The organism is Parapedobacter brassicae (assembly GCF_051400755.1).
In the GTDB taxonomy this organism is placed as follows: Bacteria; Bacteroidota; Bacteroidia; order Sphingobacteriales; family Sphingobacteriaceae; genus Parapedobacter.
Genome location: NZ_JBLFFL010000005.1, coordinates 72,061 through 86,209, shown reverse-complemented (window position 1 = coordinate 86,209; position 14,149 = coordinate 72,061). Strand labels below are relative to the sequence as shown.

The following is a 14,149-nucleotide window of genomic DNA, read 5'->3' as shown; positions in this document are numbered from 1 at the left end:
CTGGTCCGGGGGCTGCAGACGAAACCTAGGAGACGGCAGCGAAGCGAACCGGATCCAGTTGAGGAGCAGTCAACGGACGCCCATCAACCCTTTCCAAACCCCACCTGGTCCGGGGGCTGCAGACGAAACCTAGGAGACGGCAGCGAAGCGAACCGGATCCAGTTGAGGAGCAGCCCCTGGACCACTACCCCCCAAACTCTTCATCATCAAAATCCCCGTCAAAGAGACTGCCCAGCATATCCGCAAACGCGATGCCGCCATCGAGGTAACTTTTGCTGAGCTGCGAATGCTCCGCCAATCCGTGAAGCACAAATTCCATCAGCAGCAGCTGTTGGCTTTCAGCGAGCTTAGGATGCAGTTTTTTCACCAGCGGATGGAGTCCGGGCACACGCATCAAGGCCTTTTTATATTGACTATCGGACAGGTCGTCCGTGAGTTCCAGCCGATTGCCCAATGTAAACCAATCGACGATGGGCGCATACGGGTTATCGGTTTTTGACTTCTTAGCTTTCTCCGGATGAAGGAAATATTGGGTAAACAGCGTCTTCACGGCTGAGCCGATGAGGCGGTGCGCCACATGCACCGGCCCTTCCAGCTCCCCTTCGTACACCAATTCGATCTTGCCGGTGATGGCGGGAATGACGCCCGCGAAATCCGATAGGCGGGCCACGGTCTGCGGTTGCCCCGCCGTGAGCATCCTTCGCTCGGCAGCGCTCACCAGGTTTTCAAACGCCGAGATGGTCAGGCGTGCGGAGACGCCCGACTTTTGATCGATGAATTCACTCTTGCGTGCCTCGAAGGCCACTTGCTCTACCAGATCCTTCAACAGGCCATCGACCTCCACGGCGGTCTGCTGCACTGGCGCCAAGCGGGCTTCCTGGAAGGTGATCTTGCGTGAAATGTCGATGCTCTTGGGGTAATGCGTCAAGATCTGGCTTTCGATACGATCTTTCAGGGGTGTGACGATAGCACCCCGGTTGGTATAGTCTTCCGGGTTGGCGGTAAAGACAAACTGGATGTCCAGCGGCAGCCGCAGTTTGAATCCCCTTATCTGGATATCTTTCTCTTGCAGCATATTGAACAGGGCCACCTGTATGCGCGCCTGCAAATCGGGCAGCTCATTGATCACAAATATGCCGCGGTGCGCCCGCGGAATGAGGCCGAAGTGGATGACCCGCTCATCGTTGTAGGTAAGCTTGAGTGTCGCCGCTTTGATGGGATCCACATCACCCACAAGGTCGGCTACAGTGACGTCGGGTGTGGCCAGCTTCTCGGTGTATCGCGCGGAGCGGTGCAGCCAAGCGATGGGCGTATCGTCTCCCTTGGTTTCAATTTCATGCCGTGCAAACCACGAAATCGGATGCAAGGGGTCGTCGAAGAGTTCACTCCCAGCCACGTAAGGCACATATTCATCGAGCAGGTGCACCATCAGGCGCGCGATGCGGGTTTTCGCCTGGCCCCGCAGTCCGAGCAACAGGATATTGTGCCGGGAAAGAATGGCCGTCTGCAACTCCGGGATCACCGTATCATCATAGCCGATGATGCCTTGAAATTCGGCTTTGTGGTCTTGCAGTTGCTTAATGAGATTGGCCCTGAGTTCGTCTTTTACGGTACGGTATTGATAATTGGATGCTTTGAGTTCGCCTATGGTTTGAATTTGATTCATTGTTTGTGTATGTGTATTACTAATTGAATAGCTGTTTTTTTCCTAACGACATGTGTTTCATGCGGACTGCAGACGAAACCTTGGAGACGGCAGTGAAGCGCACCGGATCCAGTTGAGGAGCAACCGCATGAAACGCCACCTTACCGAACCGACTTCCTCCGGTTGCGGATGTAGTCTTCAAAAATATACTCGCCTAAGCCCTCGAGCGAGCTGTAGAATGCCTTGCCGCCGTTGGTCTCCGTAAATTGGCGGACGAACTGCTGCAGGTAAGGGTCGCGGGCGATCATGAAGGTGGTGATCGGAATGTTGAGCCGCTTGCATTGCGCCGCCATGTTCAGGGTTTTGTTGATCACCTTGCGGTCGAGCCCCACACTGTTCTTATAATAACGGCCATTTTCCTTGAGGCATGTCGGTTTGCCATCGGTGATCATGAAAATCTGTTTATTGTGTGTCTTGCGCCGCCGCAGCAGGTCAGTCGCCAGCTCGAGTCCGGCCAGTGTATTGGTATGATAGGGACCCACTTGCAGGTAAGGCAGGTCCTTGACGCTGATCGGCCAGGCATCATTGCCAAATACCACGATGTCCAAGGTATCCTTCGGATAGCGGGTCTGGATGAGCTCAGCCAGTGCCATGGCAACTTTCTTGGCCGGCGTGATGCGGTCTTCGCCATAGAGGATCATGCTGTGGGAAATATCGATCATCAGGACAGTGGATGTCAGCGTCTTGTAATCCCGCTCCTCGACCTCCAGATCCCGTTCCGTAAGCGTGAAATTGCCAATGCCATGATTGACCTGCGCATTGTGGATGGACGAGGTCATGTCGATCTGGTCGAGGCTATCGCCATACTGGTATTCGCGGCGATCGGCGTTCTTTTCTTCACCCAATCCGGAGAGGTTGCTGTTGTGATTGCCCCTGCCGCTTTTGCGCAGCTTGCCGAAGATCTCCTCCAAGGCTGATTGACGGATGGTCTGCTCGCTTTTGGCAGTAATGCGCAGTTCGCCCGATCCCGGATCATCACTCAGGTAACCCTTATCCTTGAGCTCTTGGATAAAATCACCCATGCCGTAATCGTCGGACGTGAGGTTGTATTGCTTATCCAACTCATTGAGCCAGGCAAGCGCCTCCATGGCATCGCCAGCAGTGTATTGGAGCAGCTGCGTGAAGAGCTTCAGCAGTTCATCAAAACCACCTTTGGGCAACGCGTTGGGGATATATTGTGAAAAATGGTAGCCACGCATATGGTATGTAACAATAGGTCTAAGGTAGTTGTTTTTTTGCGACCGTGCTAATCACCCGCGCTTTTTTTACATTGGAGTTATCGTGCCCTTCTGTCGCTTGCAGCGACGGGGCTTTGACACTTTTGACCGCAAAAGTGTCCAAAACTCGCCGCTGTGCCCAGCTGCTACGGTTGTTAGTGCCTCAACCTGCTACCCGCAGCTGACCAAGGCGGCATATTGAGCGGTACGCAGAGTTCCTGCGGACAGTAGACGGGCGCAGCCCGTACGAAATCACGGTCGGAGCCGGACCGGCCTTGGAGGATGCGGCAGCAGCGAGCAGCAAAGCATGGGCAGAAACCGTTCGATTGGGCAGCAAACAAGCGGATTGAGGAAGCGAAGCGGCTGCAATACGCGCCGTAAATGCTTTGCAAACCGGCTGCAACGTAGCCTCCACAGCCTTGATTTTTGCCCAGCTTTTGATCAAGCAAAAGCTGGTCGCCTTCGCGGCGATAGAGCGAACCCCGCCCGGCGGTGAGGGCAAACTCCTGCCCGGTGAGGGCAAACTCCTGCTCGGTGAGGGCAAACCCTGGCTGGCATAGAAGCCAAAACCCCAGTTGCGGCTAGCAACAAACAAATCACTATCTTTATCCAAAACATTCAATAACCAATTATTGTTATGCACGAATGAGATCAATCTGGAAATGGATCATTGGCATCGTAGTCATCCTGCTGACGGCGATCATGGGGGGTGCTTGGTACTTGAGCAAGCACTGGAAACCCCTTTTGGATACGCAGATCAAGCAAGCCGTCATCAATGCGACGGATAGTCTATACCGCATCTCCTATGACGAGCTCAACTTCAACCTCATCACCGGCCATGCCTCCATCAAAAACCTGCGGTTATCGGCAGATACCACCAGGTACGCGAACATGCATTTGCAGAAAAGGGCGCCTAACAACACCTACAACATCCACATTGCCAACTTGGAGGTGAGGCGATTCTATCCCCGCCGCATCCTGCGCGAACGCAGGCTCCACATCGATGACATCATCATCGATACGCCCTCAGTCCACGTCATCAACAACCATCACGCGTATAACGATACGGTGACGAGGCCGCGAGATGATCGAACGCTTTATCAACGGATCGCGCACATCCTGAAGGAAGTGAGTGTTTCCAACCTGAATTTTACCGACATCCAATTTAAATTTTCGAAAAAGACCGATTCTACCTTAAACGAGACCGTCTTAAACGACCTCAACGTGAAGGTAAGTGACATCATGATCGACTCGGTTTCACAGTTGGATACCACGCGGTTTTACTATACGCGGGCCATTGAGGTAGACGTACCGGGATTTCGGCATGAAACCGCCGATAGCTTCTATTATGTGAGTTTTGACCGCTTGAAAATCGCGACGGCATACCGGCAGGTGGAGCTGACCGGACTGAAATATGCGCCCCGGATGAGCAAGGCGGAGTTTTATAAACGCCAAAAGGCGGCCAAGGACATGGCCGTCATCGCGTTTCCGACGATCCGGCTGGAAGACATAGACCTGCATCGATTTGTGGAACGCCAGCAGATCCACGCCGGCAGCCTACACATCGACAGCGGGACGGTGGCCATTTCGAACGACCTGCGGTATCCGAAAAAGGTGACGGACAAAGTCGGCAAATCGCCGCACCAGCAGCTGCTCCGGATGAAACAACCCCTGATAATCGACTCCGTATTGCTCAACAACATTCACATCAGCTACGCCGAGGTGGGCCGTAAATATGGCAAGGAAGGAAAAATTTTCTTCGACGACGTACAGGGCATCTTCCGCAACGTGACGAACGACAGCCTCACCTTGGCTCAAAATCAGGTGATGACAGCAGACGTGACGGCCTACCTGATGAGCACGGGCAAGCTGCAGATCGGATTTGCGTTTGACCTGTTGGATCCGCAGGGCAGCTATACTTACAAGGGTTCGTTGGGACCGATGAACGGGCGACCGCTCAACAGCATTATCAAACCACTGCTGAATGCGGAACTCGCCAGTGCGAACATTAAAGGACTGCGCTTTGACATGCAAGCCGATGATCACCGCGCGCGGGGGTCGATGCGGTTCGACTACAACAAGATGCAGCTGAAGCTGTTGACGACAGAACCGGCGGCCAAGCGTTCGTCTATGCGGGTGGCGTCGTTTCTGGCCAACAGTTTCATCATCAATGACAGTAACCCGGATGCCAACGGGGTGTACCATTCGGCACGCGTCAACTATGCGCGGGCGCGGGGGGATTCATTTTTCCGGATGCTCTGGCAAAGCCTGCTGCAGGGCATTAAAACCTGTGCAGGCGTCAGTCCCGAACGGGAGCGCCGCCTCCTCCAGACCGCCGAGGAGGCGAAAGAAGCATCGAAAAAAACAGACAGCTTCTTTAAGCGGGTATTTCGCAAACGAGATCGTGATAAGGGCGAAAATTAATCCCCGATGCATTATCGCTGCCGATACAGGCTGTACAATACGCGCAGGTCGTGATCGGTCAGCTGCGGACTCACATCTTGCTGGATGTAGTGCAGCTTGAATGCCTTGATGACTGCCTCGCGATTGCTGGTATCGTATCCGATGATCCGCAGGGCATCTATGGGGTTGAAATCTTCGGGCGGTGTGTCCAGTGTTTCATCCGGCCAAAGGCCGAAGCCGCGCTCGGCCAATCGCTTCCAGGGGAATAGTGCGCTGGGGTCTACCTTGCGGGTAGGCGCGATATCCGAATGGGCGATAAAGTTGGCGGCAGGGATGTTGTATTTCGTTTTCAGCGTGTCCAATAGGGTGAGCAGGGCATGGATCTGCGGCTCCGAAAAAGGCTCGCTGCCATTATTGTCCAGCTCGATCCCCAGGGAGATCGAATTCAGGTCGGTGAGGCTGCCCCACTTGCCCGCACCGGCATGCCACCCGCGCACGTAATCGTTCAGCATCTGGTATACCTCGCCGTCATCGCCGATGACATAGTGGGCGCTTACCTCCGAATGCGGTACGGTAAAGGTGCGCAAGGTCTGCTCCAAGCTGTCCTGTGCCGTATGGTGGATGACGACATAATTGGGCTTACGGAGGTTGAAGTGGATGGCGCCTACCCAATGGGCATCCTGCTTGGTCTGCGGCTCCGCTGTCACCACGGCTATGCCAGCGGTATCAACCGTGGCGGTGAGGCGTGGCGTCGCGTACGGCAGGGGCGCCTGGATTTCCTCCGCGAGCGCCTTTACCTGTTGCTTATACAGCTTGTTGGTTTCGGCATAGCGGTTGGTGCGGCAAGCCGACAAGGCAAGGGCCACCAACATCAGGGAGCCGATGGTACGTAGAAGATGCATATTGCTTTTAGCCATGGGATTATCGGGGTATTTTATAGAGCAGGCCCAGCGCCAGCGTTTGGCTTGTCTGGATGTCTTCATGCTGCCGGCTGTCATACAACAGGATGCCGCTCAACGACACGTTGATCAAGCGCGTGACCGAGGCAGTGAGCGTCGCATCAAGCCGGTGGGACGGATCGCCGAGCTCCTCATAGTTGGCAAACATGTTGTACCGGCTCTTGATGTTGAGATTATTACCAAGATTGCGGTCCAGATTGGCCGTCAGCTGGAAGGCCAGGTCATTGCGGAAGTTCTTGTCCGGCTCCACGCCGTACCGCAAACCATCCGCAGAGGGCACCACCTCATCGTCCCACACAAAAGTCTGCCTAGCCGTACCCGTACCGATGCGGACGGAAAACGTATTGTCCGGCTTATACTCAATACCCAGCGACTCCGTGAGGTAGCCCGGCGCCATGAAGTTGGATCTGACACTCGCTATGCTATCGCGGCCCGTACTGCTCAGCTCATAATTATACCCCACATCAAACTGGCTCTCGAATGTCAGCGACGTAAACACCGACCAAGATTGCGCAATTTTCAGGGAGAGCTTGTTATCCCAAAAAATACGGTCGCTATTCTTGCGGGGCAGCTGATCCCGGTTTTTCTGCTTGCCGTATTGCAGGTTCAGCTCGGTGACGAAGTTAGTGTTGTTGCGTGTATAGTCGGACTTGTGATTGAGCAGCAAGCCCACGGATATGGAGTTGACCCCCCCGGATTGCCAATTGTCGCTAAAAGACGACTGGTTAGCGTTGATACCGAAAGATGACCAATGACGCCAATAGATGACCCGCAGGTCCAAGGCGGATACCGGCAATTTCACTTGGCGAATGCCGGGTTCCGGTGTTTCTACCTTCAGGCTATTGGTGTCCGGCTTACGCCGAAGTTCATCCAAATTATAGATCTGGGCACTCGCTGTTGATGTCCCAAACAGCAGGAATGCCATTAAAAAGTAAAACAGTGATCTCATACGCGGCTAAATTAACAAATATCGTGCTGTTTTTTATTGGTTACGCTATTTCTGCTTCACAGGAAGCGGTGGCAATCGCCGGGCCGACGGATTTTGGCGGTACTGCGCCAGCGACGAACGGATGTAAAAGGCCAGATTATAATCGTTGGCACTGAGGATGAAATAGTAGGATGGCCGGTACTGCCGCATGAAGTCTGCCAAGGTCTCGCCCCGGAGCCCCGTGAGCCCACTCACAAAGTCCGGCGTAAAGCGATAATCAATCACCGACTCCCGGTAATCCAGCTCGATGATTTCCTGAAGTCGGCGTGCATTTTTGCCCTCCCGGCTGATCAGCTTATACAGCGCATCGATGCTCACGCCCGCACCCGAAGGCCCCGCCGAAAAGATGGACCCCGGATCTCCCCGGCTATATGCCCTGCTGTATTCGCGTTTATTTGCTTCCAGCCGCTCCTCCGGACTGCGCCTGGCGATAACCGATATCTCATCTAACCATATCGTGGATCGCTCCATATAGAACGTGACCACCTTCTTATCCGATAGGACCAGCGTGTCAGGATAGTAGCCTTTCGCGGCGGCGATCAGGATATCGCCCGGGGACGCGCGGATCGCAAATTCGCCGCGGGTGTTGTTATATCCGCCGTCATCATTGGCGGTATTATACACATACACCTGGGACACCCGTTGCTTGGTGTCCTTGTCAAATACAATGCCTTCGATAGCTGTTTGTGCCATCGCAACGCCCGATAACCCCATGCTGAAAAGCAACCCCGCGAAGAGACGACCAAGATATTTCACTGCGATAAAACTACGGTTAAGTTTGCGGTTGACGAAAATTTTAACATCATTTTAACGCTCGGCCGGTGCCTGCGAGACCAGGATCAGCTGCCCGATAAACAGCGATTCGGTTTTGAGGCCGTTTAAATCCATCAGTGCCGCTGAGGACATCCCGTATTTGCGGGCGATGGCTGCCAGCGTATCACCCTGTTTCACTTCGTGGATGTCGATCCGTACCGGAGCCTTTTCCTCCGCCTCGGCGACCTGCTGTTCCGCCGGTTTATTTTCAACGATCTCGGTCTGGACGACCTCCTCACGCTTGACCTTCTCCGCGCGGCTTTCCGGCTGGTCAAACTGATGCAGCTGATACCGCTCGATGAGGTCGATCAGCAAGTCTGCGTATCGCGGATTGGTCGCATAGCCCGCCGACTTGAGTCCCCTTGCCCACCCCTTGTAATCGTCTTTGTCGAGCTCAAAGAGCGCGGCATACCGTTTTCGCAGGAGAAACTGAGAGTGGTCTTTGAACGATTCTTCGGCCCGTTCATACACGCGGAAGCAATCGTTGCGGCGATCGTCATCCTGAAAGGTTTGGCCCCCGACCCACTCGGGGGTGCACTTGATGCCAAAATGATTATTTGCTTCGCGGGCGAGCGTACTGTTGCCGTTGCCGGATTCAAGCAGCGCCTGGGCAAGCTTGATGCTTGCCGGAATGCCATACCGCTCCATCTCGGCGATGGCGATGTCCTTATACTGCTCGATGTAAGCATATCCCGATGTACTCGTATAAGACTTAGGGGTGGGTGGGGTGGGTGAGGTGGGTGGGACCGGGCGCGCTGCTTGCGGTTTTCGCGTAGGCACTGGTCGCTGACGCACATGCGGATTTTGGAGCACCTCATGCTTCGAAAGGCAAGACGTCAATAACAAGATGGCTAATAACGCGTATATACGTCCGCTCATTTACAGAATCAATTGTTGTCCGATGCGCAGTCGCGAGGTGGTCAATCCATTGCTGCGCTGAATGGCTTTCACGGTTGTACCGTATTTGCGGGCGAGATCATAGAGCGTATCACCCTGCCGCACGGTATACGAGTCCGCATCGTCCGGCTCGGCTACAGTGGCCAACACAGCCCCGCCCTCCGGCTGCTCATCCAACTCATCGAGGTCGTATTTCTCGATCATGTTGATCACCTTGGATGGCCACGAAGGGCTCTGTGCATAGCCTGACTGGGCAATGCCCTGCACCCATTTTTGGTATTCGTGCGGTTCGTAGCGCTCGAAAAGCTTTTGCGTACTCTTGCGGCGCGTCAGCAGTCCCACAAAATCCGCATAAGAGGCTTCCACGGAGGCGTAGCCTTTATACGCCGAACGGATCGCCTTGCTATTATTGCGGCCCTTGATCCCGAAATGATTATTGAGGTACCGAGCAATCTTGCTATTGCCATTGGCGCTTTCATGCATGGCGATGGCCAGGATGATGCTCGCCGGGCAACCATATTCTTTCATGTACTGGATGGCCGCGTCTTTATGCTGCTCGATATAGGCAGTAGCCGACAAACTTTGCGCCGAGGTGCGAAGCGGCGAAGCGGCGATGAACATCATAAGGCATAGGATGATTCCGGCAATTTGGTGTATTCCTTTCATCATTATGGTATTTTGGCTCCCCTCACCGCTTCCGCAACACAAACAGCCCATCACGAATGGGGAGAATCAATTTATCTACGCGTTTATCAGCAGCAAGCTGTTCGTTCATCGAAACGATTTGCTGGGTCTGCGCATCCGTGGCATCGGCAATCACCTTGCCTTTCCACAAGACATTGTCAATCAAAATCAAGCTGCCTGCGCGGCTTTTTTCGAGTGCCAGTTCATAATACAGGTAATTGTTTTTTTTATCCGCATCAATGAAAACGAGGTCAAAAGGGCCGGGTAATTCAGGAACGACCGCGGCAGCGTCTCCAAGGTGATAATGGATGGCATGACCCCACGCCGACTGCTCGAAATAACCCCGTACCCGCTCCCCCAATTCCGCATTGTTGTCGATGGTATGCAGTTCGCCACCGGCAGCCAGGCCTTCGGCCAAGCACAGCGTCGAATAGCCGGTGAACGTACCCACCTCCAGGATCCGGGCAGGCGACATGAGCTTACTGAGCAACGCCAGCACCCGCCCCTGGTAATGCCCCGATAGCATGTGGGGCTTTGTCTCCTTGAGATGGGTTTCCCTATTGATGCGCCGTAGCAATGTCGGTTCGGCATCACTGGTCTGCTCCAGATAGCTTGTCAGCATGTCATCGAACATGTCCATCGGCTGCAAACTTATATAAAATGCGCGGTATTTGCGAACACCTTTTGTATAATTCGCTGTGTATTTGCCGTTTATAAACCACAAACGGCTGGCAAGGTAGCCGCTCAACCCAGCGAAGCCGTGATCAGCCGCAGGAATTCGTTGCGCGTGCGCTCATGCGCAAACTCGCCCGTGAAGGCAGACGTGGTGGTCACCGAATTTTGTTTTTGCACCCCCCGCATACACATGCAGAGGTGCTTGCATTCGATCACCACCGCTACCCCGGCAGGTTGCAGCGTCTCGTGTATGCAGTCGCGGATCTCATTAGTCAGGCGCTCCTGCACCTGCAAGCGGCGGGCAAAAATATCGACCACCCGCGGAATCTTGCTCAGCCCAACAATGTGGCCATTCGGGATATACGCCACATGGGCCTTGCCGAAGAAGGGCAGCATATGGTGCTCGCACATGGAGTACACCTCGATATCCTTCACCACCACCATTTGGCTGTATTCTTCTTCAAACATGGCACCGCGCAGCACCTCCGCCGCATTCAGGTCGTAGCCATGGGTGAGAAACTGCAACGCCTTGGCCACACGTTCGGGCGTCTTCAGCAGTCCCCCGCGGGACGGATCTTCGCCCAACAGCTCCAGAATATCTGCATAGTGCGCCGCAATGCGAGCCACCTTTTCCGGATTATAGCGGTCGATTTTGACGTAGCCGTCAATTTCTTCTTCGTTGAGCGGGAAATGATTTTCCATAGTCGTATCCATTAATGAGTCGGCGTCTGCTAGTCACCGAAATATTCTACGGAGTTGTTTTCGGTCTCGACCAACCGTACGGAATGCAGCAACACGCCATGCGCTTCGACGGGCGACTTCAGCTGGCGGTATATCTCCACCGCGAGCACCTCAGTAGACGCCATTTTATCCCGCATGAAATCCACATCCAGATTGATGTTGCGATGGTCAACCTTATCCACGACATAAGCCATGATGATCTTTTTCAGTTCCTTCAAATCAATGACAAAACCGGTCTTGGGATCAACCTCACCCTTGACCGTCACAAAAAGCTCATAGTTATGCCCATGCCAATTCGGATTGGAGCATTTGCCGAATACCGACTCATTTTGCTCCAATGTCCACTCATCGCGGTATAATTTATGCGCCGCGTTAAACCGTTCGCGCCGTGTAACATATATCATAGCGTGCAAAGATACGTTAATTTGGTAATTTGTTAATTCGTTTTTTTGTCGCTGCCGCGACAGGCTTTCCGCCCTCGCCGCCGGGCGGGCTCGGTACTTTCTGCTCAAGCCGCTGAGACTTTTTTGGTTATTGCGCTCAGACTTTCCATCGCTGCCGCGACAGGGCTTTGATACTTTTGACCGCAAAAGTATCCAAAACTCGCCGCTGTGCCCAGCTGCTAAGGTTTGGTAGTGCCTCCCACTGCTTACCGCAGCTGACCAAGGCGGCACGTTGACGGTACGGAGGTTTTCTGCCACTCGTCTCAGTGGATGCAGGCGGCTTGCAGACGAAACCTAGGAATTGGGAGCAAAGCGAACCGATTCCAGTTTCGGAGCAACCGCCTCATCCATCCCCACCAACCCCAACCCCCGATTCAGGCAGTTGCAGACGAGACCTAGGAGACGGAAGCGAAGCGCACCGGATCCCCGTCGAGACGCAACCGCCTCATCCATCCCCACCAACCCCAACCCGATTCGGGCGGTTTGCAGGCGAGACCTTGGAGACGGAAGCGAAGCGAACCGGATCCCCGTCGAGACGCAACCGCCCGAATCACCGACCACTAATTTTCCTTACCTTTGCATCCGTGGCAGACACCGGCAACCGCTATTTTATCGAGATCGCCTTCGACGGCAGCGCCTACCATGGCTGGCAAATCCAACCAAACGCAGTAACCGTACAGGCGTTGTTGGACGGCGCCTTGAGCACAGCCCTGCGCCAACCCATCGCCACAGTAGGATGCGGCCGCACGGATACCGGCGTGCACGCCAAACAGCTGTACGCCCATTTCGACGTAACGGGCGACATAGCGGACAGCGCTGATCGCTTGCTGCACCGTGTCAACGCACTCCTCCCACATGACATCGCCGCCAAGCGCCTCCTTTCGGTGGCGCCCGATGCACATGCCCGGTTTGATGCCGTGCAGCGCGCCTATGAATACCATACCCATTTCGAAAAAGACCCCTTCCTGCACGACCGCTCCTGGCGGTTGCGCGATGTCCCTGATGTGGCCGCAATGAATGAGGCAGCGAGCATTTTGCGGCAATACGATGATTTCGCCTGTTTCAGCAAATCCAATACCCAGGTGCATACCCACATCTGCCACATCACGCGGGCTGAATGGCTGTGGGCGGACGATCGCCACCTGGTCTTCCACATCTCAGCCAATCGGTTCCTCCGAAACATGGTGCGCGCCATCGTGGGCACCCTGATGGAAATCGGGCGGGGAGAGCACGCTTCCGAATACATGCACACCGTCATCAACAGCAAGGATCGCTCCGTGGCCGGAACCTCTGTACCCGCATGCGGCCTGTACCTCACGGAGGTAAAATATCCGTATCTCTGAGGTGGAAAACCTTAGCGGCATTTTTATTTTTTTCGTAGGTTTGAGCTGATGAACCCGTTGATCATGAAATCACTGTCCACCGCTTGCTCGCTTATCCTCGTACTGCTGTTTCTCTTTGCTGCCTGTCATTCGTCTTCCACCGACGACAAAACCGACCGCGTTGAAGCGAAAAAACACACCTACAATCCCTTACTCGGAACACTCCGCATCGCGAGCGATGTGCGTAATCCGGAAATGACGGCCGTAAAGCTGCTGAATGACAAACGGATTGATTCGCTGGCCGCGGCAACACCCGACAACGGTACGTTTACGCTAACTGTCGATCAGGTACCCGTACAGGAAGTGTATTTTCTGGAAATCAGCGGAACCTCTACCAAGCGGGGGACCAGCGGGCTGGATTGGACGGAGTATGTGCCTGTCTACCTCGAAAAGACCGGAGAGCTTCACCTCCACCAGCAGGTTTTCGACCATCCGGGGTCCATCAGCAAGGCAACGTTTTCTATTGCTGGCGGCAGCGAGGAGCAGCAGTTGCTGAACGACTGGCAGCTGGCGCTGAATGATGAACAGGCGGAGGAGGAAGGGCGGCTGACCCATTATACCCCTGGCGGCGGTGGCTCGGTGAAGGTGCCCGATGGTGGTAACGGAACAGCATCTGCCGACAAATTGGGCGTAACCCAACGTTTTATCCAACAAAAGAAACCCTTGGTAGCCTCCTTGTTTCTGGCTTATACCGCCAACGATCACCGGGACTATACTGCCGATTATGCCGCGTTATATGATGCCGTACCCGACGATGCACGCCGGACTAAATATGGCATCGATCTAAGCCAACGCCTGGACCGTATTCTGCACCCTATTAAGCAGCTGCATCCAGCCACCCAGCTACAGGCAGTAGACGGCGGACTGAAACCCCTCGATTGGGCAGCGTTCGATGACTATCGATACCTCCTGCTTTCCTTCTGGAGCACCACGGACCATACGGTCCAGGACGACGTCAAGCGGCTTGAGACGGAGGCTTCGGCGCTGGAAGCGCAAAAAACGGCTGTCATCTACCTCTCGGTGGACAGCAAGCTGAGTCATTGGAAAAAAATGAGCCAACCCTTGAATCTACAGCATAACTACAAGCTGCGCAATGAGGTGCAGCAATCCCTGATCGACTCGCTGTATATGACGGCGCTGCCCCGGCAGGTGCTCATCCAGCCCGATGGTACGGTGATTGACGCCGACGTGACTACTGCTGAACTGCCGGATTTGCTGCGGCATGTGGAGTAGATCAGGGCC

General features: G+C 54.5%; 14 protein-coding genes. 3 read left to right on the top strand and 11 right to left on the bottom strand.

Annotated elements, in window-relative coordinates; genetic code table 11:
• Positions 1–184: 184 nt before the first annotated feature.
• From ACMGDE_RS14475 to ACMGDE_RS14465, 3 genes are all read right to left on the bottom strand, one after another.
• Entirely contained in the window at positions 185–1,666 is a 1,482-nt protein-coding gene (locus tag ACMGDE_RS14475) for a sigma 54-interacting transcriptional regulator (protein WP_436833531.1), read from the bottom strand.
• Positions 1,667–1,806: 140 nt separating this feature from the next.
• Entirely contained in the window at positions 1,807–2,904 is a 1,098-nt protein-coding gene (locus tag ACMGDE_RS14470; protein ID WP_436833530.1) for a vWA domain-containing protein, read from the bottom strand.
• A gap of 181 nt (positions 2,905–3,085) precedes the next feature.
• On the bottom strand, positions 3,086–3,535 hold the full coding sequence (locus ACMGDE_RS14465) for a hypothetical protein (protein WP_436833529.1): 450 nt from the start codon (positions 3,533–3,535) through the stop codon (positions 3,086–3,088).
• A gap of 32 nt (positions 3,536–3,567) precedes the next feature.
• Between ACMGDE_RS14465 and ACMGDE_RS14460 the strand changes: the two genes are divergently transcribed.
• Positions 3,568–5,346 (top strand): AsmA family protein, encoded by a 1,779-nt coding sequence (locus tag ACMGDE_RS14460; protein ID WP_436833528.1) that lies wholly within the window; start codon positions 3,568–3,570, stop codon positions 5,344–5,346.
• An 11-nt stretch (positions 5,347–5,357) separates the two neighbouring features.
• Here the strand turns inward: ACMGDE_RS14460 and ACMGDE_RS14455 are convergent, their stop codons facing one another.
• From ACMGDE_RS14455 to ACMGDE_RS14420, 8 genes are all read right to left on the bottom strand, one after another.
• Positions 5,358–6,242, bottom strand: coding sequence for an N-acetylmuramoyl-L-alanine amidase (locus ACMGDE_RS14455; RefSeq protein WP_436833527.1), 885 nt, complete (start codon positions 6,240–6,242; stop codon positions 5,358–5,360).
• A gap of 4 nt (positions 6,243–6,246) precedes the next feature.
• A complete protein-coding gene (locus ACMGDE_RS14450) occupies positions 6,247–7,233 on the bottom strand; it encodes a DUF3078 domain-containing protein (RefSeq protein ID WP_436833526.1) in 987 nt (328 codons plus the stop codon).
• 45 nt (positions 7,234–7,278) lie between these two features.
• Positions 7,279–8,028: a peptidase associated/transthyretin-like domain-containing protein gene (locus ACMGDE_RS14445; protein WP_436833525.1), complete on the bottom strand. Its 750-nt coding sequence runs from the start codon at positions 8,026–8,028 to the stop codon at positions 7,279–7,281.
• A gap of 51 nt (positions 8,029–8,079) precedes the next feature.
• The gene (locus tag ACMGDE_RS14440) at positions 8,080–8,964 is read right to left on the bottom strand and encodes a glucosaminidase domain-containing protein (RefSeq protein WP_436833524.1); all 885 of its coding nucleotides are present in this window, start codon (positions 8,962–8,964) and stop codon (positions 8,080–8,082) included.
• The gene (locus ACMGDE_RS14435; RefSeq protein WP_436833523.1) at positions 8,965–9,648 is read right to left on the bottom strand and encodes a glucosaminidase domain and LysM peptidoglycan-binding domain-containing protein; all 684 of its coding nucleotides are present in this window, start codon (positions 9,646–9,648) and stop codon (positions 8,965–8,967) included.
• Positions 9,649–9,670: 22 nt separating this feature from the next.
• Positions 9,671–10,306 (bottom strand): O-methyltransferase, encoded by a 636-nt coding sequence (locus tag ACMGDE_RS14430; protein ID WP_436833522.1) that lies wholly within the window; start codon positions 10,304–10,306, stop codon positions 9,671–9,673.
• 104 nt (positions 10,307–10,410) lie between these two features.
• Entirely contained in the window at positions 10,411–11,043 is a 633-nt protein-coding gene (gene folE / locus ACMGDE_RS14425) for a GTP cyclohydrolase I FolE (RefSeq protein WP_436833521.1), read from the bottom strand.
• A 29-nt stretch (positions 11,044–11,072) separates the two neighbouring features.
• Positions 11,073–11,486, bottom strand: coding sequence for a 6-pyruvoyl trahydropterin synthase family protein (locus tag ACMGDE_RS14420; RefSeq protein ID WP_436833520.1), 414 nt, complete (start codon positions 11,484–11,486; stop codon positions 11,073–11,075).
• 623 nt (positions 11,487–12,109) lie between these two features.
• On the opposite strand from ACMGDE_RS14420, the gene truA reads away from it, so the two are divergent.
• Both truA and ACMGDE_RS14410 read left to right on the top strand, forming a co-directional pair.
• Complete coding sequence (gene truA / locus ACMGDE_RS14415) at positions 12,110–12,868, top strand: tRNA pseudouridine(38-40) synthase TruA (protein ID WP_436833519.1); 759 nt, start codon at positions 12,110–12,112, stop codon at positions 12,866–12,868.
• Between the two features lie 63 nt (positions 12,869–12,931).
• Complete coding sequence (locus ACMGDE_RS14410) at positions 12,932–14,140, top strand: thioredoxin-like domain-containing protein (protein ID WP_436833518.1); 1,209 nt, start codon at positions 12,932–12,934, stop codon at positions 14,138–14,140.
• Positions 14,141–14,149: the final 9 nt, after the last annotated feature.